General features: G+C 35.4%; 19 protein-coding genes. 14 read left to right on the top strand and 5 right to left on the bottom strand.

Annotated elements, in window-relative coordinates:
- The 4 genes from HXT39_RS04335 (at window position 1) to HXT39_RS04320 (ending at window position 3069) form a co-directional block, all read left to right on the top strand.
- Complete coding sequence (locus tag HXT39_RS04335; protein WP_180963717.1) at window positions 1-780, top strand: ABC transporter; 780 nt, start codon at window positions 1-3, stop codon at window positions 778-780.
- Window positions 777-1715: an ABC transporter permease gene (locus HXT39_RS04330; RefSeq protein ID WP_102702978.1), complete on the top strand. Its 939-nt coding sequence runs from the start codon at window positions 777-779 to the stop codon at window positions 1713-1715. The genes HXT39_RS04335 and HXT39_RS04330 overlap by 4 nt, the downstream gene beginning before the upstream one ends.
- A 552-nt stretch (window positions 1716-2267) precedes the next feature.
- The gene (locus HXT39_RS04325; RefSeq protein ID WP_102702979.1) at window positions 2268-2831 is read left to right on the top strand and encodes a hypothetical protein; all 564 of its coding nucleotides are present in this window, start codon (window positions 2268-2270) and stop codon (window positions 2829-2831) included.
- Window positions 2832-2844: 13 nt separating this feature from the next.
- Window positions 2845-3069, top strand: coding sequence for a hypothetical protein (locus HXT39_RS04320; protein WP_102702980.1), 225 nt, complete (start codon window positions 2845-2847; stop codon window positions 3067-3069).
- Between the two features lie 58 nt (window positions 3070-3127).
- Here HXT39_RS04320 and HXT39_RS04315 read toward each other — a convergent pair whose 3' ends face one another.
- Window positions 3128-3502 (bottom strand): IS3 family transposase, encoded by a 375-nt coding sequence (locus HXT39_RS04315; protein ID WP_219724965.1) that lies wholly within the window; start codon window positions 3500-3502, stop codon window positions 3128-3130.
- A gap of 140 nt (window positions 3503-3642) precedes the next feature.
- On the opposite strand from HXT39_RS04315, the gene HXT39_RS04310 reads away from it, so the two are divergent.
- Complete coding sequence (locus tag HXT39_RS04310) at window positions 3643-3957, top strand: integrase (protein ID WP_233186375.1); 315 nt, start codon at window positions 3643-3645, stop codon at window positions 3955-3957.
- A 584-nt stretch (window positions 3958-4541) separates the two neighbouring features.
- On the opposite strand, the gene HXT39_RS04305 is transcribed toward HXT39_RS04310, so the two are convergent.
- Both HXT39_RS04305 and HXT39_RS04300 read right to left on the bottom strand, forming a co-directional pair.
- Complete coding sequence (locus HXT39_RS04305; RefSeq protein WP_102702982.1) at window positions 4542-4808, bottom strand: hypothetical protein; 267 nt, start codon at window positions 4806-4808, stop codon at window positions 4542-4544.
- An 81-nt stretch (window positions 4809-4889) separates the two neighbouring features.
- Window positions 4890-5204, bottom strand: coding sequence for a hypothetical protein (locus HXT39_RS04300; RefSeq protein ID WP_102702983.1), 315 nt, complete (start codon window positions 5202-5204; stop codon window positions 4890-4892).
- Window positions 5205-5876: 672 nt separating this feature from the next.
- On the opposite strand from HXT39_RS04300, the gene HXT39_RS04295 reads away from it, so the two are divergent.
- Entirely contained in the window at window positions 5877-6494 is a 618-nt protein-coding gene (locus HXT39_RS04295; protein WP_102702984.1) for a DUF4097 family beta strand repeat-containing protein, read from the top strand.
- A gap of 179 nt (window positions 6495-6673) precedes the next feature.
- On the opposite strand, the gene HXT39_RS04290 is transcribed toward HXT39_RS04295, so the two are convergent.
- The gene (locus tag HXT39_RS04290) at window positions 6674-6922 is read right to left on the bottom strand and encodes a prevent-host-death protein (RefSeq protein WP_102702985.1); all 249 of its coding nucleotides are present in this window, start codon (window positions 6920-6922) and stop codon (window positions 6674-6676) included.
- 422 nt (window positions 6923-7344) lie between these two features.
- Here HXT39_RS04290 and HXT39_RS04285 point away from each other — a divergent pair, with 422 nt between their 5' ends.
- The 8 genes from HXT39_RS04285 to HXT39_RS04250 all read left to right on the top strand — a co-directional run bounded on the left by HXT39_RS04285 (window position 7345) and on the right by HXT39_RS04250 (window position 16312).
- On the top strand, window positions 7345-7851 hold the full coding sequence (locus HXT39_RS04285; protein WP_103014104.1) for a GNAT family N-acetyltransferase: 507 nt from the start codon (window positions 7345-7347) through the stop codon (window positions 7849-7851).
- A 312-nt stretch (window positions 7852-8163) separates the two neighbouring features.
- Complete coding sequence (locus HXT39_RS04280; protein ID WP_102702987.1) at window positions 8164-9462, top strand: hypothetical protein; 1299 nt, start codon at window positions 8164-8166, stop codon at window positions 9460-9462.
- 269 nt (window positions 9463-9731) lie between these two features.
- On the top strand, window positions 9732-9911 hold the full coding sequence (locus HXT39_RS04275) for a hypothetical protein (protein WP_102702988.1): 180 nt from the start codon (window positions 9732-9734) through the stop codon (window positions 9909-9911).
- Between the two features lie 1051 nt (window positions 9912-10962).
- Complete coding sequence (locus HXT39_RS04270; RefSeq protein ID WP_004110921.1) at window positions 10963-11148, top strand: helix-turn-helix domain-containing protein; 186 nt, start codon at window positions 10963-10965, stop codon at window positions 11146-11148.
- A 26-nt stretch (window positions 11149-11174) separates the two neighbouring features.
- The gene (locus tag HXT39_RS04265; protein ID WP_004110918.1) at window positions 11175-11894 is read left to right on the top strand and encodes a DNA-methyltransferase; all 720 of its coding nucleotides are present in this window, start codon (window positions 11175-11177) and stop codon (window positions 11892-11894) included.
- Window positions 11895-12968 carry a DNA cytosine methyltransferase gene (locus tag HXT39_RS04260; RefSeq protein WP_012914001.1) on the top strand — a complete coding sequence of 358 codons (1074 nt, stop codon included), beginning with the start codon at window positions 11895-11897 and terminating at the stop codon, window positions 12966-12968.
- Window positions 12961-14922 (top strand): AAA family ATPase, encoded by a 1962-nt coding sequence (locus HXT39_RS04255; RefSeq protein WP_102704504.1) that lies wholly within the window; start codon window positions 12961-12963, stop codon window positions 14920-14922. The genes HXT39_RS04260 and HXT39_RS04255 overlap by 8 nt, the downstream gene beginning before the upstream one ends.
- A gap of 13 nt (window positions 14923-14935) precedes the next feature.
- Window positions 14936-16312, top strand: a complete 1377-nt coding sequence (locus HXT39_RS04250) for an LlaJI family restriction endonuclease (protein WP_103014105.1) — start codon at window positions 14936-14938, stop codon at window positions 16310-16312.
- A 53-nt stretch (window positions 16313-16365) separates the two neighbouring features.
- Here the strand turns inward: HXT39_RS04250 and HXT39_RS04245 are convergent, their stop codons facing one another.
- Complete coding sequence (locus tag HXT39_RS04245; protein ID WP_033888673.1) at window positions 16366-16800, bottom strand: CGNR zinc finger domain-containing protein; 435 nt, start codon at window positions 16798-16800, stop codon at window positions 16366-16368.
- Window positions 16801-17581: the final 781 nt, after the last annotated feature.

Here is a 17581-nt window from a genome sequence, read left to right as displayed (position 1 = left end):
ATGAATACTTCTACTCATTCATACGCTTCTGTGATTCGTGGCATGTGGTTTCAGCTTAAAAGCTTAGTGAAAACAACGTTTTTCTTGCAAAATGCGATACTTGCTCCAGTATGTTTTGCGTTGATGAAAATTGTTGCCTACTATGGTTTTTCTCATAATTGTGCTAATTGTCTTAATAATATTTGGGTTGATTCTTCTATAGCTGGATTATGGTCTGCTACAACTACTGCTGTTGGAATTATTGGATACCAGCGTTATTTAGGAACATTACAATATTTAACTTTAAGTGTTATCTCACCTTCTGCAGTGTTTCTTCCTATTGTAGGATCCGCAGCTTTACTTGGGTGCATTGGTATGCCGCTTGCGATTATTACAGTGGCTGTTTTCTGCCATGGGTTCTTTATGATAACATTCACGCAGCTAGTTGGATACTTACTTTCTATGCTTGCTTGCGTAGCTTCTGCTGCATTATTATCTGGAATTTTTGTATTATGCCGTAAAGCTACAGTTTATGAAGGTTTGATTTTAATTCCTGTATGGATGCTTTGCGGAATAGTAATCCCTGTAGAATCAATGTCATTGCCAGTTCGCGTTATGGCGTTTATTCATCCGCTTACGTCTGCAGTGTGGGTGGCTCATGCGCAATCGTTTAATGCTACTACTGTGTTAGCGATTGTGTTATGTGTTGTATTATCTAGCGTTTTGCTTGTTATTGCAGGTTTTATGTTACGTCATGCTATTCGACTTGCAACGCTTAATGGAAGTTTGAACATAATATGATACGAAATAATAATCAGGTTGAAACTATGCGAAATAAAATTATTCAAAATAGTAAGTGCGCTAGATTGCATCAATATAATCAATATTCACAGTATGGTCACGTGAGCGTGTTATCTAGTATACGAACTGGTGCAAGAGTGAGTATACAGAGTATACCTAGCTTAAATAGTTGGAATACTGCTGTTATTCGTATGATTATTGAGCCTCTTTTATCCACGTTCTTATACGTTTTTCTAGCTGGAGCTGTAAGCGGAGGATTCAATGGAGCAGCTAGTGTAGCGACTAGCGCTGGTTTTAATCATAGTTTGATTGCTTCAACTCTTGCTGCTGTGATGGGTGCGTGTTCTATTTCCACAAGTATGACTGTGTCAGAAGCACTAGCATGGGATCGTTTTGAAGGCACAACACCATTCGTGCTTACAAGCGCGAAAGTTGCATTACCATTATGGTTCGGTCGTATTATTGCGCTCGTGACTATTTCTTTAGTGAGTGATGCTGTGACTTTGTTCATAACAATGCTTGTAGTAAGCCCAAGTGCTTTCTTTGTGATTAATATGAGTGCGTTGATGCTGTTGTTCCTTATTGTTCCTGTTGCTTCTACGGGATTTGGTATCGCTATAGCTGCTATAAGCATGATGATGAATGATGTTTATACTATTTCTAACGCGCTTAGTGCAATACTTCCTATTGTTTGTGGTGTGATTGCTCCAATTAGCGTATTTCCTAAGATGATGCAATACGTGTTATATGTGATTCCAGTAACTCATGTTACTCAAGCATCTCGTAGTATAGTTGATGGTTCTGTAAATGTTGGCGTATCGCTACTTGTGATTCTTATTGTTGGTGCGTTGTGGGCAATTGTTGGTGTGATCATATGGAATGTTGGTGTGGTGATTCAACGACGTAAAGGTACTTTAACAACTATAGGGTTTTAAGTAATAAATATGTGAATTTAGTTAATTAAATAAGGATTTTATTAGCGGGTATAGGGGTGGGTAATACTAAAAGCATATTGATTATTGAGTAAGGTTGTTTAGCTATCTTAAACTTTTTAACGATAGCTTTTCCTATCGTTAAAAAGTGCACCAACTATCCATAGTGTGCACTCAAAAAAAGTGTAGCCGTATAGTAGTTCTTTCAATCCATCGTGTTTTCTTTGCGCCGGTTTTACCATTCTTAACCATCTTGTTGCTACATACACTACCAATGGGATTATTGCAAGAGTTCATCATTTAATTACAACAGTAGATTAGGTTAGTTTCATTAGAGTATTCTAATTGTAGTCTATTTGCATAATTTAGTATTTTTTTGGGGGGGGGGGATAACCCTATTTCTAGTTGTTACAAGTAAAACTTATAACACCTTATACATTTTATATGTTATCAAAAATAACAACAACAATTGTATGGCAAAAAATCATGTAATAAGATGAGTACTAAACCTAATGATAGGTCTTTTATATATTGTAATTACAAAGGAGAATTTCTATGAAATGTCATATTTTTAAGTCTATTGCTGTAGTTGTTGCAGCATTATCAACCTGTATTTCTCTGGTATCAACTGCTCAAGCTAGTGAGATAGTGGATAACGGACCAAGTGTTGTAGAAAGCAATGTCAGTGATGCGAATATAGATAATTATGCTAAGCGTCTTGAAATTATTTTTTCAAGGTATCTCAAGTTTAATGAAATTAATAAAAAATGGACTATAACACAAGCAGGGGAGTTTTCTCATGTTCCTAAAGAAGTGCTTGAGAATTTAATTCATAAGCTCAATGCAAATGCATCTGTTGGTGAGATTTCGTCTAATGATAATCATGCAGTGCGTTCGAAGGATTATGCTAAATGTATAATTAATGCTACTGGGCTAGGCAGCCTTGCTGGAGTATTTACTGGTGCTTTCACAAAGTTACTTGAAAAGCAGCTTTGGAAGCAAGCTGCTATGTATATTTTAAAGGTAGCTGGTTCAGCCGCATTTAGAGGTGGAGCTGTGGGCCTAGCTGCAAGTTTAGCAGCTTCTGCTATTTGGTGTGCGACTCCGTGGAGTGAGTGAGGAGGATATTCTCATGTACAAGGTTCTTATGTTCGTGCTGAAGTTGGTTATGTTTACAGCTGTGAATTTTATGTTCCTTTACTTGTCGATGGTGGTATTCGGCCATGATTTTGGTGCGATGTTCAAAACGTATGGGAATGCGCTCGGTCCGCTTATGTTTGTGCTTGCTTTGATGACAACGATGTCGTTGCCTAATGAAGGAACTATTTTTGAGGGTAAGCGGCAAAAAGTGTGCTAAAAAACCGAGTTTTCGTTGAAATATCAATGAAAACTTGCTGTAGTTAAGCTAAAAAAGCTTAACATTTAGTATTACTTGACATTGAAAACAAAAGGGGCTTAGGACAATTTTTAGACATTTTGTGCAACCATAGCATGATGTTCCATAATTGTCTTTTAAGCCCCATTTTAATTCTGTGGTTGTTGTAAGAATCAATATAAGTATGAATAGCTTGACGTAATTTTTCTGTACTATCCCAGTTATGTTGCAAGAAGGTTTTCTCTTGCCAGAAGAAGACTATCTCCTTGATATTAAAAACCATAAATAGATTCAAAAATGCATGTTTAGACCATTTGAGCCAGTCTGTTTCATTATAACTATTCTCTTTAACTACTCTAATCTTGCGCTCTAAAAGTCCAATACGTTGCTTAAAAGGAGAGCTGCCTTCGTACATAACGTCTTTATTTTACACAAATTGCTCTTAAAAGAGAATCTTTCGTTTTTTGTAAAAGATGAAACAGAAAGCGAGGTGATGGAAATGCAAAAGAATGTTAAGCAGACCTTGAAGCTTGTAGTTTCCAAGGCTAGCAGGTGATGCGCTTTTACAAAAAACCATCACGACAGATTTCATTAACCTTGCTTAAAGCTAAAAAAGACTACACGAAAATAGCTGATGAGATTGATGAACTGAAAGTTAAGAAACAGCAGCTTCTTATAGAAAAAGCAGGTCAAGAAGATGCTAAAAGACGGATCAGAGAAATGGAAGATTTTCTGAAAAGTGAACGTCACGATATTAGTGAGTATGATGAGAAGCTGGTAAGAAAGTACATCAAGAAAATAAAAGTTTACGAGGATAGGTTCAGCGTAACTTTTAAATCAGAGATTAGTGTGAATATTGAAAGTGTGTAACTTCTTAGAGCTCATTTTTAGCTATTTCTTATGTGCTCTAAATGAGTGATATCAGTCACTTATGATGTTCGGGAATATGGTATGAAATATTGTGGTTTCTACAATAATGTTTATTAAATATCGTATTATGCTTCTGCGTTCGGAAAGAATAGAATACAATTTTCGAGAGTAATGCTCATCTTTGAATCTGTGTATTCAATTTCGTAATTTCTGCAACAAATATGCCTGTTCTTGAATAGCTAAGATTGGAGTAGAAATCATGAAATTTGGTTTTATGTAAGCAAGGTCTATGAATATCGTTAAATGCTGATAATCATAAGCCTTGCTTGTTTTATGAGTGATGGAACATCTAATACCGCTATATTCAATTAAGCAGTAGGTTCGTTTTTAATATTCGCTAATTTTACCACTCAAAGATGTGGTTAATTCCATCATCTTTCGCGCGTAAGTATTTCCATCGATTTCTTCATTGTCATATTGACGCATTAACTCATCAATCTGTTTTTTAGTTCTTCCCTGGTCATATTTTTCCCTTAATTAATTTTGTTGATTTGCATAAAGAGCCTCTCAAATACAGAATCTCTTTATTTGGATTTTTTCTTTATATGTTCAAAATAATCATCATCATTTTTGGGTATGTTGTCATTTTCATATTCGCCAAGGTATGTGAAATCATGATATTTTACGCCATCATATTCGTATCCGGTATAAGGATATCCTCTTTGTGTTGTTCCCTGATATGGCTTGAATTCTGCTTCGGCTTCTTCCTTGGTGTAATAATCAGCGTCAAACCATACGCCATCTTGTTCTTTGTCCCAGCCAATTTTTGTGGCTTTAAACACATATTTCATTTTCATTCCTCCGTGATAAAAACTTATAGTGAATACGAATATAATCATTTCAGTCGTATCAGAGAATTGCTATTTTAGAATCTATGAATTTTCTTCTGTTGCGTCTTTGATAACGGTCTCTTGTGGATGGGAGTCATTGTATTCATTGATTCCTTGGATTATTTCCTGCTTAGCAGCTTCTAATTCGGCAGGTGAGTCTGATTTTTCTTTGAAATACTGAATTAGTTTCATGATGCAGGCACTGCCAATAGCACCAATTGCTAGTGCTCCGCCAATATAAGGAAGCATTTTCTTATGCCCCTCATCTTTTCCGAGGTTAAAAGTCTTATCTACGAATTTTTCAGGTCCGCCTGCATTTTTGGCTTCCTTTGAAAACTCTGCATAATTCCAAGTCATAATTTACCCTACCTAATTCTGCATCTTTCTACGCGAGAGTAGTAACAATGGTTGTTTCTATCTTCACAAATAAGATAATGAACATTAAGTTCGAATACAATATAAAGTCTAACATTAAACATCTTTTGTTCGGAACTGCGTCTTGAGCTTAATCTGATTTTTATAAATTTATGCTTATTTTCTTAGAGTCGATTTCAATATACATCCTGTTTATTATGGACTGTTTCGTGATGCCTAAAAATCAAGTTATCAAGCTAATCTTAAACTTTTTAACGATAGCCCTCCCTGTCGTTAAAAAGTGCACCCACTATTCATAGTGTGCACTCAAAAAAGTGTAGATATACTAGGAGTTCTCTCAATCCATACAGAATCAGTAGCGCTTCTTTGCAAATCTCACTGAATCGCAATAGCGTTTTGATGATTTCTACTGTGCCTGCAGCCTGTTGTAGCGTTTTCGTTCTGACATTTGTTTGTGTTCATAAAGGTGAGTGTAAGACTAAATAATCTTGTTAGAAAGAAAAATTTGTTTTAGTTTGCAATATTTAATAAAATACTCTCGTTGGTGTAGCATACGCAAATAACAGTATCCGACGCGCCTCTTAACAATGCGGATCAAGTCGGGTCTTTTGATTTTTGGTCTATAACCCGATATTTAACAAGGGAGTTGTTCAAGTGGCGAATAGTAGGAAGTTTGTAGCAAAAACGAAAGATGTTAGCTTAACGGTTAGAAGGGCTGATTCTTTTAATATTAGTTATGTTAATTGTGAAAAAGATATATTTCATATTGAAAAAAATCAAGACGGTATAAAACTCGTTCAAACAGAAAAAGTATCGGCTTTTTACTGGCTGCATTGGCTTGCTAAAGGCAGCCCTGAGGTAATTGTTTCGTTACCAGAGAGTGTTGATTTTTGTGAGATTAAAGCTGAGTCTAATCAAGTATTAGTAACGGATATTAAAGCTGACAAGATTTATGCGGAAGTTCATAACGGCAGGGTGGAAGCAAGGAATGTTCAGGCGAATGATGTTTTTCTAAAGTGTCTTAATGGTTCTGCTGTGGCGAATAATGTTAAGGTTGTTGCTTCTTGCATGGTGGATACGTTAAATGGTACGAGTGTTTTAGAAGGAGAAATACCTAAGGATGTATGTCTTGAAGTAGTTTGTGAGAATGGTATTAGCGAGGTTTCTGATAAGAATAAGGTCAATCTTAGTTGTAATAATTTTGGGCGCAAAACAGATGGATGTGCTCACTATGCTGTGCATTGCTTGAATGGGAAAGCTGTAGTGAAGTAATACTGTTGCGGTGTTTTATGTCTGTCACTGTGACTAGTCGCACGAAATATAGTTTGGCATATTCTAAAAATGCTTAGGAATGTTGGAGTATTAGGCTTGGTGGTTTTTTAATCCAAGTGTAAAGGTCATTTTCATTTGCTTCGCCTGATGCAACTTTGAGAATAATATCAATCAGTTCTTCATTTGGCAAGTTCCTCATAGACTTTTTTGTTCTTTTTAATGAACATGTTGGATAAAGCCATAACTTCATTATCTGTTGGAACAGTAACTTTTTCAGTTTTGGCTTTTGGGAATTCTAAAATTACGTAGCGAGGAGCGTTGTTTTTCAAAATAACAGCTGATCCGTATGTGTCAACAAGTCGCGCAACTTTAGAAAAGTTTTGATTTGCTTCGGAAATAGAAACAAGTGTGTCTGTATTTACATTCATATCAAGAACCTCCATTTTTAGGAGGATTATAGCATATATTTTAGGATAAATAAATCCTAAGTATTTTGAGAGTTATTTTATAAATGGCATTAGCCTATATGTGATTTAGTTGCTTATATTTTGGGGAACAAATCGGTGTAAAAATTGTAAAAAAGTTCCCTACATTATTTGATTATTGGGGAATAACCCTATTTTTCTAATAAAAGCTGTGATTTATGGAAAAGAAAAATTTTATGGATGCGAAAAGCCTATATTAATTGGAAAAATAAAAAATTTTCCTTTAATAAAGCTTGCGTGTGTAATTTTTTAATATTAATGCTATGAAAACTAAACAGACTATTATGGATTCTAATTTTAATAGAATTGTATTTTTATTAGAATTGCATATTAAGGATATTGCATATTAAGAATAAGGAGAACTTATGAAATTAATTAGACCAGATAGTAAATATATCCAAAGTTATATAGAGGCAAATGAAGAAGATGAAATTTTTAGGCCGCATGCAGAAAGACGTTTTATACACCCTGAGACAATTATAGAGAGTTCTTATAACTATGAACATGGTATAAATTTGCCTGAAAATTATGTTAGAGCTACTACATTTTGGTTGATAGATAATGAAAAATTTATTGGCGAAATTAATATCAGGCATGAATTAAATTCTTTTTTAATTAACTATGGTGGTCACATAGGATACGAAATTAGACAATCTGAATGTATGAAGGGCTATGGAACAAAAATGCTTTCTATGGCACTTACATATTGTAAAGAGACTTTGAATCTACATAAGGTTTTGATTACGTGTGATGATGACAATATTGGGTCGATAAAAGTTATAGAAAATAATGGTGGAATTTTGGAAAATAAAGTGAAAAATAGCTTATCAAGAGGAAATGTTACAACAAGAAGGTATTGGATTAATATATAGGAAAAAAGATTAAAAACAGCGAATGTGAATGTGAGAGTGACAGGAAAATAGCCGCAAAAGCTCGGTAACGCTGCGGTTTTCTGGCAATCGGGGGACTTCGGAATCGGGCAGACAAAACACTCTGCGGAAATTTATCTAAAGGAGAACCAACCAAGAGTGTGATGGTAGAGTTGCCAAGATAGATGTCAATAAATGGAGTTGCCGGGTTAGATGTCGGGTAGTTGTGGTTGTGAGATAGATATCAAGATTGGTGAGGCTTGATTTATTCGCAAAATTTACTATTCCTATTATAGAACGTTAAAAGGAGGAACTTTGAATATAGAGTATGTTGTAGTTGGCATATGTATTGTGGCAGTGGTGATGATTGCTGCTTTCCTAATTAATAGGCTAAAGAAAACAAATATTCCCAAAGACGAGAATAGCTCTGATTTGAATAATAGTGCGATGATAGTAAAGAAAACAAGTAAATTATCTCAGCCAGATCAAAAGCTCGATGAACTTGTCATTCAGATGGAAATGCTTCCGGTAGAAGCAATATCTGATGATAGTAAGCTGGTGGAGATAACTGATAGTAAAATTCTGGGGCGTGTGAGCAATTTGTTTTCCGGATTGGTGCAGGCTAGTATAGCAGGTTCCAATGCAGTCCAAACTGCAAAAGCGGGAAGCGAGGTTTTGTATCGCGCTATAATCCCGGCTGGTGCTAAACTTACCAATTCTAAGGCTATGGAAGGGGCGGTTCGAGGACTCTATTTTGGTGCTAATGGAATCAAGGGTCATGCAAACCTTTTAGCGGTTAAAGCTAAAAATGTAGTAGCAAATAATGTGGGTGTAGCCATGGGATTGGCATCAATTGTTGTTGGGCAGTATTACATGACGCAGATAAATGCAGAGCTTGGAGTAATCCGTGATGGAATTTCAAAAATATCTGATTTCCAAGATAACGAATTTCGAAGTCGGATTTTTTCACTTGTTGCTCATGTTAAGAAAATTGCCGACTTTCAAGTAGAGATCCTTGAGAATGATGAATTGAGACTGTCAAAGATTGCGCAGCTCGATAATCTAGAAGAAGAATGTACTCAGTTACTTGGTCAGGTTAATTTAACTTTGGCGGGCTTTACAAAGAAAAATGACCTGGATTATGCATCTTATGAAAAGGAATTAAAAGAAGCGCAAAACTGGTATACATACCAAAAAGCATTGCTTGATGTGCTGTATAAGATTTCCGACTTGAGGTATACGCTTCATCTGGGGGCTGTCTCAAGAAAGCAGTGCCTAGCGCTTTTGCCGACATACACAAAGCAGGTGGAAGATACTCAAGCATTATTGACTGGCTGGCATCAGACATCCGTAAATCGTTTAAGCATTGATACAGATGAGATCAAGCGTAAAAGAGATGGAATCGATCGCGTCATTCATTTTATTCCTGGATTATTTGATGATGACCTTAATTTTAGGGCGATTAACAAAAAAACAGTAGATATGATAACGGCTCAAGCATCAGTCAAATCCATTAAACATCCGCAGGACACCTCTGACCTGTATGCCGAGGATGTGCAATTGATTTCTAAAGACGGTAAAATCTACTACTTACCAATGGGTAAGGCAGAATGAATGTGAAAAAAGAAGAATGATAAGGTGACAGGTACGTTGTAACAAAAAGTATGACAGTATTCGTCCTCTTGACATGAATGGTGCCACCGTCACTCAGAATGCCATTCACGCCAACTATGATAATTTGTTAATTAGTGAGAGAGGTACTTTAGCACCGTTAGTTTCAAATAGTTGAATTTCATCAGTGGACGTTAGCATTACTATTATATTATCGTCCACTTGAGACCTTGGTGATTCTAAATGCACCAGCTTACTAGGAAGACATCTAAATGAGTAAATGTTCAAACGGTCGTAAGCAAATGCAGCTAGTTTCTATTCTAACAAGCGTAATGGTTCCAGTTATTGCAGCTTTCGCTATTATGGAGTTATATCATCTGCTTGGAGTAGCCATTGCAATGGAACTGATTCTTATCGTTTGGGCAGTCGTGCTTATTAAGTCAAGCAAGTAAAACAATTCTCCGACTAGACAGCGAGACTAATTAAATGGATGACATCATACAAGTACGTGTTTTGCAACTCCTAAGTGGAGTGGACGCGATGTATTTATTCTAAAGAGTGTCCACGGCTAGCTTGGGTGAGGTTAGAGACTTTTTTGCGATAGATTTCTAAATAGCGTTGAGTTCCATGAGCTTATTCTTCATAATGTATTTAGATTAAATTCCGAAATGGAAATAATTCTAAATAGGAAGAGGCGTACGTTTACGAGATGTTGTTCACAGATATAATATACGTTTAATATTAATAATAAAGGCATCAAGAAACAGTTAGAAGTTGATTTCATAGCTAATCTTGGAAGTAAAAGATATTATATACAATCTGCCTATAGCCTTCCTTCAATCGAAAAGATACATCAAGAAAAAGCGTCCTTGTTATATATTGATGATTCATTTAAGAAAAAATAATTATCGTAAAAGATAGAATAAAACCTTTTTTGGATGAGCATGGAATACTTACTAGTTTATTCGACTTCCTATTGGATAGGAATAGTTTAGATTTGTAGTGAATAGCTTAACGTATTAGTTATGCTTATATTCCCACACATATTCCCGAGCGCGAGCTTTTGAAAACTATTAACTTTTATTCATATTTGTCTCTCAATCTCACGTTGAGACTGTTGTTTTGATGTCAAAGGCTGATTAGGTGGGTGCAAATTTGCCCTTGTGTAGAAAGGCTTAGCGAGGACTATCGTTAAAAGGTTTAGCGTGCGGTGGATTTAAGCTGGGTTCTCGCGGTTTTTGGGTGTGTTTTGGCTGTATGAGGGAACATGTCGACGCTCTAGGGTCGAGTGCACAGGATACTAACGGTAAAAGGTACACACGACTTGCTCACAGGCTACAACGTCAAAGATAGGCAATTTCTTATAATGTAAAATATCTAGTAATATATACAAATATAATGAAATATATCCAAATACAACCAAATATATTGACCTTTTATAAAAAGCAGATATAATGGTAATTAGGTCTGTAGTGATGAAAATTTAGAGGCGGTATAACACAGATGAAAAATGAAGAAAGCTATATCAGCATTGATGAAGCGGCAGAATACTTGGGGATAAAAACTGTCACTCTGAGAACCTGGATAAGAAAAAAACCAGATATGCCAGTATATAAAATAGGAAAACTTTGGAAATTTAAACGCTCGGAATTAGATAAATGGATTGCCAGTGGAGAAAGTGCAGAGTAGCTGTTAAGTTAGGAGGGTGATTCATATTGTCTAAAATAGAACTTTACAACGATGACTGTATTGTTGCTATGGATAATCTTAGGGCAAAATCAATAGATTTAATTGTTACAGATCCGCCATATAATCTTGGTAGTTTTATGAAAACTAGAGATACTAATCTAAAAAAGATGAGAGACAATTTTTTTGCTGCCGCAGGTTGGGATGACATGGGTTTTGAGGAATGGAAGAAATCCATGGAGTCTTTTTTTGAACTATCTTCTAGAGTCATGAAAAAGGGTGGCTCTATGATTGTGTTTATGGCTATTATAAAAGTTGAAACGATTATAAAGTTAGCTGAGGAATATGGATTTTACTATAAGACAACAGGGATTTGGCATAAAACTAACCCTATGCCCAGAAATATGAATTTACATTTTGTAAATTCTACAGAAGCATGGGTGTATTTCACTTATAAAACAAAGACTGGAACATTTAACAATGGTGGAGCTATGTTTCATGATTTTATAGAAACATCCGTTACTCCGAATAGCGAAAGAAAATATGGAAAACATCCAACGCAAAAGCCAGAAAGTTTGATGCAGCACTTTGTAGAAATACTTTCCAACCCTGGTGATAATATTCTAGATCCATTTATGGGCTCTGGAACAACGGGAGTTGTTTCAAAACGAGCTGGTCGCAATTTTATAGGTATAGAATTAAACTCAGAATACTACAACATTGCTAAATCTAGGATAGAGGGCAAATAAATGCAACCAACGGTAATAGATTTATTTTCAGGCGTAGGAGGATTATCGTTAGGCTTTGAAGAAGAAGGATTCAGTGTTCTTTTAGCTAATGAGTATGATGAATCCATTGCAAACGCTTATATGAAAAATCATAAAACAACAAAAATGGTCGTTGGTGATATTACCTCTCTTGATTTGGATGCTGTTTTTGGAACATATAAAAATAAGATTGACGTCATTATAGGAGGGCCACCTTGCCAAGGCTTTTCGCAAAAAGGTCAGCGGAAAACAATCTACGATAAAAGAAATTTTTTATTTGAATATTATGTAAAGGTAGTTGAGCTTGTAAAACCTAAGTATTTTGTAATGGAGAATGTCCCAAACCTGCTTACTGCTGAAAAAGGTTATTTTTTTAATGAAATTGAGACGCTATTTAATGCTATGGGGTACTTTTTGCAGCATGGAGTACTTAATGCCGCGGATTTTGGAGTACCACAAAATAGAAAAAGAGCAGTTATTATTGGCAAAATGAATGGGGTTGCTCCGTCTTTACCATCTTCGCTGAATGAGAAAGTAACTATATGGGACGCAATTAGCGACTTGGCATTTTTAGAATCAGGAGAAGGCGATGAGGTGCAAGAATACAGATATGCGCCTCAAAGCGAGTATGAAAAAAAATTACGTGGACATGCTAACCTTTTGTATAATCATAAGGCAACAAAACACTCTCCACTTTCATTAAAAAGATTGAGAATGATTCCTCCTAATGCCGGTAAAGAAGTTTTACCAAAAGAGCATCTAACTAAATCCATATATAGTGGTACGTGGACCAGAATGAAAAAAGATGATATATCCGTCACGATAACAACAAGATTTGATACACCTTCTTCAGGCAAATTTACTCATCCTTTTTTAAATCGGGCAATAACAGTAAGAGAAGCGGCCAGGATACAGTCATTCCCAGATGAATTCATATTCATTGGTAGTAAGAGTTCTCAAATGAGACAAGTTGGTAATGCTGTTCCGCCACTATTGGCATCAGCAATCGCTAGAGTAATTAAAAATGATATTATGGAGGGAAACATTGATGAATAGACCAGATAATATGTCCGTTTATGATGAATTGTATTTAAAGCTTGGTATTAAATCTTCGCTCCCACATGTTAAGAGTGCTGTCGCGCTAATACTTTTGTTTTGGGAGTGCTCTATTAAGTCTGCTGAGCTTCAGTATTCCGTGCAAAGTGGAGACAAAATAGTAATTAATCCAAATTTGAAAACTGCTATTAAAAATAAACTAGCACAAATTTGTAAACAAGATGGTATTAACATTGATACAGTAATAGGTGCTATAAATAATAATTCACTATTTAAGTCTCAAATGGAATCGCTAATAGTAGCCTTTGAGCTAATTTGGAAGTTAGCAAAAATCAGCTTTATTGATGAAGATAAAACTGCTAGTGCAGAAAGGACAGGTGGAATAAGGTATCCCAAAAAATTAATCTATACGGTTAATGCTGACATTATCGATACTCTAATTGACAATGATTGGGATGCTTATGTACGTATTTTGATTTTGTGGATTGGTGTTGATATTAATTATGATAAGCAGATAGAGACTCGATTGAGTCGCTTGTTAACTGCAATATCTGAAGGCGCAATCTTTAAATTAGTTGATGGTACTAATGATGTTATTTTTAATCAAAACGACGTGTATAAGAAACTAATGCAAACTAAAAATAATGTAGATTTAAATGGAGATGAAGAAGCTAAAGGTTCTTTAAGAATACTTAAATCTCTGCTTTCGGATGGACTAAACCCATACCTTGAGTGCCATAATGGAGATGTTCAGATATTAAAAGGTCAGTTTAATAATCTAGAGGAATATCAAAAAAGGGTAGAAACCTTTCTGCAGCTATCAGCCACAAAAATAATAGGCTCCAAGGATGTAAATATAGATAAAGAGACCGATAGACAAGATTCGCTTGAAAATAATCGCGTTGTAAGTGGGCGTAATATTCTTCTATATGGTGTTCCGGGTTCTGGTAAGAGTTGGACTATTGAGCATGAATATTGCAAACCTGGAAGTGTTGTAGAAAGACTTGTATTTCATCCTGACTACACTTATTCAGATTTCATTGGACAGATTCTTCCAGCAGTTTCAGATGATGGACAGGTAAGTTATAAGTTTACTCCTGGACCTTTTACGAATATCCTTCGCGAGTCATATAACAATCCGAGCAAGGAGTACATCCTTATTATTGAGGAAATTAATCGTGGTAACGCTCCTGCTATCTTCGGAGAAGTGTTCCAGTTGCTTGACCGTAAAGTAGAAATTCGTGATATTGATGACAACGGATATCCCATCGGTACAAGTGAGTACGGTATTACAAATATGAATATTGCTGAGGAGATGTACGGCAAGGATAGAAAAACAGAAAAGGTTCGTATTCCTTCAAACCTTTCCATCATAGGTACGATGAACACATCAGATCAAAATGTTTTCACGTTAGATACAGCTTTTCAGCGCAGATGGGATATGCGTCTTATCGAGAACGATTTTGCCAGTGTTGACAGTTCGCTTGCTGATGCAGAAATCCTTGACACTGGAATAACATGGAAAAATTTCTGTGTTGAAATCAATAAGATTGTTGTTGGGAATAGTGCAAGGATGACTTCTGCGGAGGATAAGAGACTTGGAGCATACTTTGTTCATGTTCATGACCTTAAATACGATGACACTATGGGAGATCTGAAAGAATACGATGCTCTTCGTATGAAAGAAACCAGTGGTTCCCTTACAGATGATGAGAAGTCCAGAATTGCAGTGATTCGTGATGCAATGCGACAAAATAGGAAGTTCCCTGAAAAGGTAATAAAATATCTTTGGGATGATGCATTTAAATTCAACCGTGAAATTATTTTTGATGTTGATAAATATCAAAGTCTTGAACAAATAATACATGCTTTTATGTATGCCAATGGTACTGAGCGCTTTAAGGTGTTTAAAGATAATGTCAGGGATGCATTTGCTAATGTAGAAGAAGATTAAGTCGGTGATTTATATGGATTTAGACTCAGCATCAAATTCAATCAAGGAATTTGATATTAAAAAACACTGCCATGTTAACACAAATGAAGATGGTGATCGTTTTGTTGGTATCAAAGCTGATTCTGATAATGCTATGGTCTATTTTCCAATCGGATATGAGTTGCCAAAAACCGATGCTGAAATCAGAACAGACATAAAGCATTTAATACAAGTGTTATCTGAATTTACAACAAAAGATGACAGATTATTGGCAATTAATAAGTTTACAGCACCACAATTAGTAGGCTTCCCTATCAATGCGTATAAAAATGTTATAGAATATTATTTTTCAATTGGTGGCGCCTATTATGTTGAGAAAGAGCAAGTATATACTACTGCTTCAACTGGTAAGCAGGATTGGGCAAGAACTGCACGAAAGCAAATGCCTCTTGTTCAAAGCAGAAATGGTGTGAGTTCTTTTGTATTTACACAGTTTGAAGTTCGATCTTCAACTCCAAATGACACGAAAGAAATAACGCAGATTAATAGATTCTGTGTGTATGAAGCGTTTAAGAGACTTGGATGGCTGTATGTTCCCTATATGCCAGAGGAATCAGGGTCACATCCGGATATTAAGACGTCAATAAGAATTGTCCAAAACAAGCTTGCTACTACAAATGACGATAGAAAGAAATCCTTATTTCGTAGCATGAATGACATGCTTGAGTATATGTATGAGAAGACTTCCGATAAGCAATTCTACTTTGGTACAGATGACTTTGATCACGTGTGGGAAAAATTAATTGATCGAGCATTTGGAGAGAAGGACAAAAATAAATATTTTCCTCGTTCAAGATGGTTGCTTGACTACGGCAAATACAAAGAAAAGAGGCCTTTGATACCGGATACAATCATGATATATAACGATAAATATTACGTTCTTGACGCTAAGTACTATAAATACGGTTTGACTGGGATTCCTGACCATCTGCCTAACGGTTCGTCAATCAATAAGCAAATTACATATGGCGAATATTTGGAAAAGAATAAGAATGTAGATGCGAAATCTCTATTTAATGCTTTCATCATGCCGTACAATATGGCAAAGAACTATTTTAGTCTGACGTCTTTTGTTGGAAACATTGGTGAGGCAATTGGCGACTGGAGACGCAACAAAAAATACTATGAACGAATCCAAGGAATTGTGATTGATACAAGATATCTAATGTACCATTATTCAGGTAAACCGATAAAGGAAAAGGCTGCACTTGCAGAATCTATAGAGTCTGTTCTGAGCAGGAAGGAAATAAAATTTACAAAGGAATCATCTCTTTCTAAAATAGTATCTTATGCGCGTAAGCCTACTGATTCTATGGTTACCGAAGACCGTGGCACGTACGATATAGATTAAATATAAAAAATACTATTGCAGAATCTCTGTTTGTAGTACTACAGACAGAGACTTTATTTTATAGTTCTTCTTTTTCCTTTTCTTTTCCTATATCGGTCTTGTGTAACTCTGTTGCAGCATTCTTTGCTACAGAAACGTTTCCTTGTTGATGTGGTATTTACAAGGAAATACCGACCACATCTAGGATTATCACAGGGGCGATATAACTCAAGATCTGGTTTCAAGTAAAATATGGAGAAATATACAGCACTAAGAAGTGAATCTACTTTCCAGGAAGGAGTCATGGTTTCTGGATCATAAACAGGATGTATATCTTTAATATTGTAATTAATTTCTTCCTTAATTAGAAACTTAGCGATTTCAATTACTGCTACTTTCATTATTTCAGAGAAATTATTGGAGCTATCTCCATTCATGTCATAAAAGAAGTGAAATAGGAAATCGGAAATTTTCTTAGCTGTATCTTGTTTCTCATAATTAACAAACATCAAAGTTACTTTAATATATAGCTCGTTTTGAAATCCTTGAACAGATTTATAACCTCCAATACTATCGTTATAATCATTGATGCTCAGATTATATGTGCCATATAAAGAGTCTGCAATAGTGTAGGTATCTCCATCAAATTTTTCCTATTTTCTTTTAGGAGATAATTCAGATGGAGAGTTGTTAATCGTTTCAAGATAAGAATTGTGGCAGCTTGAATAAGGTTTATTCATAAAATCTGTATTTATAGAAATATCCTTACGGAGGAGTAAAGAGATAACCAATTCGCAAATCTTTTTATAATTCTTTCTAATTTCACTACAGCAGTCATTAACTCAACTGTCGCTTTCAATCGGTTGATTATTTCATACAAAATTTTTTCATCGAATCCAGTATAGGAAGTTTCTGATACAGGAAATAAGAAACCATTGCTTTTAAAGAAAGAAAAAAGTTCTTTAGTTAGTTTGTTAGATAATGAAATTAATTTACCAAGTATATTTCGATCCTCTGTGCTTACATTAGATGCAATCCGAAATAAACCACCTTTGGCAGTGTAACCAAATTTCAGGTATTGCTTGTAATTTTAATCTGATTGTAGGCTCTTTCCCTGGAGATGTGTGTTCTATATCTTCAACGCAGTCACAACTACAGCTTTCAAACATAAATAAAAAATTTTCAAAATTATTTACGGAATTTTTTCTTTGATCAAGGGCATTTTGAATCCTTTCTATTGTAATAAAGTCATGGATTATAGCATGGCTTTATTTTTTGGTTGCAAAAAGT

Source organism: Gardnerella sp. DNF01159 (assembly GCF_049244215.1).
GTDB classification, from domain to species: Bacteria; Actinomycetota; Actinomycetes; order Actinomycetales; family Bifidobacteriaceae; genus Bifidobacterium; species Bifidobacterium swidsinskii.
Note: the sequence above shows the minus strand (reverse complement) of the source record. Positions and strands in the feature narration are given on the sequence as shown.